The sequence below is a fragment of the Mesorhizobium sp. M7A.F.Ca.CA.003.01.2.1 genome (genome assembly GCF_003998945.1).
Taxonomy (GTDB): Bacteria; Pseudomonadota; Alphaproteobacteria; order Rhizobiales; family Rhizobiaceae; genus Mesorhizobium; species Mesorhizobium ciceri.
Map to the genome: position 1 here is coordinate 1 of NZ_RZRA01000931.1, position 2,183 is coordinate 2,183.

Below are 2,183 nucleotides of genomic sequence, written 5' to 3' on the forward strand. Positions count from 1 at the left end.
CCCCTGTCTCGACGTCAAGAACGGCCGTGTCGTCAAGGGCGTCAACTTCGTCGATCTCGTCGACGCCGGCGATCCGGTCGAGGCGGCCAAGGCCTATGACGCGGCCGGCGCCGACGAGCTTTGCTTCCTCGACATCACTGCTTCGTCGGACAATCGCGAGACCATCTTCGACGTCATCGCACGCACCGCCGAACAATGTTTCATGCCGCTGACCGTCGGCGGCGGCGTGCGCCAGGTCGCCGACATCAGGAAGCTGCTCTTGGCCGGCGCGGACAAGGTGTCGATCAACACGGCGGCGGTGAAGAACCCGGACTTCGTTGCCGAGGCTGCCGACAAGTTCGGCAACCAGTGCATTGTCGTCGCCATCGACGCCAAGAAAGTGTCCGCCACCGGTGAGGCCGACCGCTGGGAGATCTTCACCCATGGTGGGCGCGAAAAGACCGGCATCGACGCGGTCGAGTTCGCGCGGAAAATGGTCGATCGCGGCGCCGGCGAGATCCTGCTGACCTCGATGGATCGCGACGGCACCAAGGCCGGCTACGACATCGCGCTGACCCGCGCGATATCAGACGCCGTGCGCGCGCCGGTCATCGCTTCCGGCGGCGTCGGCACGCTCGACCACATGGTCGAAGGCATTCGCGACGGCCATGCCGGTGCGGTGCTGGCCGCGTCCATCTTCCATTTCGGTACCTACACGATAGCGCAGGCCAAGGCGCATATGGCCGCCGCAGGGCTGCCGATGCGGCTGGACTCTGTGAATAATCGGCCCTAAAGCATGATCCCGAAAAGTGGGAACCGGTTTTCGGAAAAGATCATGCCTAAACAAGCAGATAGATGGCGCCATGGCTGAGTTTTCGCTGTCAGGTCTTGAAGAAACCATCAGGGAACGCGCCCATTCCGGCGACCCGGACTCGTGGACGGCAAAACTGTTCGCGCGCGGCATCGACAAGGCGGCGCAGAAACTCGGCGAGGAAGCAGTCGAGACGGTGATTGCCGCCGTCAAGGGCGACAAACAGGCCCTCGTTTCGGAAAGTGCCGATCTTATATATCATTGGCTCGTCGTTCTCGGCCTCTCGGGGGTTTTGCTGAGCGACGTGCTCAAGGAGCTCGAAGGCCGCACCCGGCGTTCGGGCATCGCCGAGAAGGCGTCACGGCCCAAGGGCTGACCGCGAGGAAGGGCAGGTATCTCGATGGATCAGCTCGCGCCGACCGAGAAGTATTCCCCGTTTCGCTTCTTCTCCGCCGAGCAATGGTCGCAATTCCGCGCCGACACGCCGCTGACGCTGAGTGCGGACGAATTCCGCCGCCTGCGGTCGCTCAACGATCCGGTCGATCTCGAAGAGGTCACGCGCATCTATCTGTCGCTGTCGCGGCTGTTGTCGGCTCATGTCGAAGCGAGCCAGCTGCTGTTTCGGCAACGCCAGGCCTTCTTCAACGCGGTCGACGTGGTCAAGACGCCCTTCATCATCGGCATCGCCGGTTCCGTCGCGGTCGGCAAATCGACCACCGCACGCGTGCTGAAGGAGCTTTTGGCGCGCTGGCCGTCGAGCCCCAAGGTCGATCTCATCACCACCGACGGCTTCCTGCTGCCCAACGAGGTCCTGCGCCGCGAGAACCTGATGGAGCGCAAGGGTTTTCCAGACAGTTACGATGTCGGCGCGCTGCTGCGCTTCCTGTCGGGCATCAAGTCGGCGCTGCCCGATGTCCGCGCGCCGGTCTATTCGCACCTCACCTATGACGTCATTCCCGGCGAGTTCGTCACCATCGACCGGCCCGACATATTGATCTTCGAAGGCATCAATGTCCTGCAGCCCGGCAAGCTGCCGCAGGACGGCAAGATCGTGCCTTTCCTGTCGGACTTCTTCGATTTCGCCATCTACATCGATGCCGACGAGAAGCTGATCCACAACTGGTACATTTCCCGCTTCATGCGGCTGCGTGAGACCGCCTTCCGCAATCCGGACTCCTTCTTTCACCGCTACTCGCAGCTGTCGGAGGGTTCGGCGCGCGCCATCGCCGAAGGCCTGTGGACCAACATCAATTTGAAGAATCTGCGCGAGAACATCCTGCCGACGCGGGCCCGCGCCGACTTGATCCTGCGCAAGGGCGCCGACCACCTGATCGAGGAAGTGGCGCTCAGGAAGCTGTGACGGCCGGCTTCGTCACCCGTCGCAATGTCAGAT

General features: G+C 62.7%; 3 protein-coding genes. All 3 read left to right on the forward strand.

The window, feature by feature from the left end; all coding sequences use genetic code 11:
* The coding region (gene hisF, locus EN969_RS27825) for an imidazole glycerol phosphate synthase subunit HisF (RefSeq protein WP_127419574.1) at positions 1-772 on the forward strand (772 nt) is incomplete at its 5' end.
* Between the two features lie 70 nt (positions 773-842).
* Positions 843-1,166, forward strand: coding sequence for a phosphoribosyl-ATP diphosphatase (locus tag EN969_RS27830; protein WP_013528343.1), 324 nt, complete (start codon positions 843-845; stop codon positions 1,164-1,166).
* 24 nt (positions 1,167-1,190) lie between these two features.
* Positions 1,191-2,150 carry a type I pantothenate kinase gene (coaA, locus tag EN969_RS27835; protein ID WP_013528342.1) on the forward strand — a complete coding sequence of 320 codons (960 nt, stop codon included), beginning with the start codon at positions 1,191-1,193 and terminating at the stop codon, positions 2,148-2,150.
* Positions 2,151-2,183 lie beyond the last annotated feature (33 nt).

Bases quoted from the DNA above. Each gene is read 5' to 3' on its own strand.
- coaA (WP_013528342.1), top strand. From the start codon at position 1,191: ATGGATCAGCTCGCGCCGACCGAGAAGTATTCCCCGTTTCGCTTCTTC.
- EN969_RS27830 (WP_013528343.1), top strand. From the start codon at position 843: ATGGCTGAGTTTTCGCTGTCAGGTCTTGAAGAAACCATCAGGGAACGC.